Source organism: Kitasatospora sp. NPDC036755 (genome assembly GCF_040636595.1).
Classification (GTDB): Bacteria; Actinomycetota; Actinomycetes; order Streptomycetales; family Streptomycetaceae; genus Kitasatospora.
Genome location: NZ_JBEZUT010000658.1, coordinates 1 through 1595, shown reverse-complemented (window position 1 = coordinate 1595; position 1595 = coordinate 1). Strand labels below are relative to the sequence as shown.

General features: G+C 78.5%; 1 pseudogene. It reads right to left on the bottom strand.

From position 1 onward, the window contains the following. A pseudogene (locus AB0E96_RS41005) lies at positions 1-1595 on the bottom strand (hypothetical protein); the annotation flags it as partial.

Genomic DNA, 1595 nt, shown 5'->3' with positions numbered 1-1595 from the left:
CGGGGTGTACGTCTCCGGGTTCGCCACCATCCGGCTGACCACGACCGAGCCGATCCGGTCCAGCCGGACGCTCTCCGTCGAGGTCGTCGCGAACGCCCGCCGGGCCGCGTCCGCGGACTCCGACCGGCGCTCCAGCGCGACCAGGGCCTCCGCCAGGCAGTTGAGCAGCAGCGAGACCGCGACCGGGTCGCCGCACCGTTCGGCGGCGGCGAGCCCCAGCCGGGCGCTGGCGAGCCAGTCGGTGAAGCGGCTGGCGCCGTAGTAGAGCGAGCCGCCGGTCAGCGCGAGCCGCCAGGCACGGGCCGGGTCGGTGTCGGGGGACGCGACGAGCGCGGAGATCGCGGGCTCCTCGGCGTCGAACCAGTCGAGCGCGGTGCGGATGTCGACGACGGGCGGCAGGGCCGTCGGCGCGGTGCCGCTCTGGGCGGTGCCGATCGGCGCGGTGTCCTCCTGACCGGGGTCGAGGAAGGCGCCGCAGTGCCGCAGGACCGTGAGGTAGTGGTCGGCCAGGCGTTCGCGGAGCAGCCGGCGGTGCTGCTCGGGCCGTTCGGCGAGCAGTCCGGCACCGTACAGCCGGACCAGGTCGGTACGGGCGTGGCGGCCGGGGGCGGCGCCGGTCAGCAGGTGGTGGGAGGCGAGTTCGGCGAGCGCCCGGTGGGCGGTCGCGGTGTCCTCGCCGAGCAGGGCGGCGCTCGCCGCGGTGTCCACCTCGCGTCCGGGGTGGGCGGCCAGCACGGTCAGGAGTTCGGCCGCGGGTGCGGAGAGCCGGCGGTGGGTCGGCCGGAGCCGGCCCGCGACGCAGAGCGCGCCGTCGGCGTCCAGGACGGCCAGCCGGGTCTCCTCGTCGGCGAGTTCGGCCACCAGCTCGGCGATCGTCCAGTCCGGCCGGGCGGCCAGCCGGGCGGCGGCGATCCGCAGGGCGAGCGGCAGGTGGTCGCAGAGGCCGGCGAGACGGGCGGCGGCCTCCGGCTCGGCGCGCAGTCGCGCGGGCGTCAGGGCCCGTTCCAGCAGGAGCAGGGCGTCGTCCTCGGGCAGGGCGGTCAGGCGCAGCATGACGGCGCCCTCCAGTGCGACCAGGTCCTCCAGCGAGCCCCGGCCGGTGACGACGGCGGTGCCGGCCGGGCCGGCCGGCAGCAGGTCGGTGACCTGGTCGGCGTCGGCGGCGTCGTCCAGCAGCACCAGCAGCCGCCGGCCCCGGGTGCGTTCGCGGTAGAGCGCGGCGCGGGCGGCGCGCCCGGCGGGGACGTCCTCCTCGGGTACGCCGAGTGCGCGCAGGAAGCCGGCCAGGACGTCCTCGGGCCGGGCCGGGCCGTCCGGGGCGAGGCCGCGCAGTTCGGCGTGGAGCAGGCCGTCGGGGAAGCGGTCGGCGGCCCGGTGCGCCCAGGCGGTGACCAGCGCGCTCTTGCCGACCCCGGCGGGCCCGACCACCAGGACCGGTCCGACCACCGCCGCCGTCCCTCCCACCGATACCGGCCCGACCACCGACACCGGCCCGACCACCGACACCGGCCCGAGCCCGGCGGGGCCGGGACCGCAGGCCCGGTCGAGGCGGGCCAGGTCGGCGCTGCGGCCGACGAAGTCCGGGTGGCGGCGGG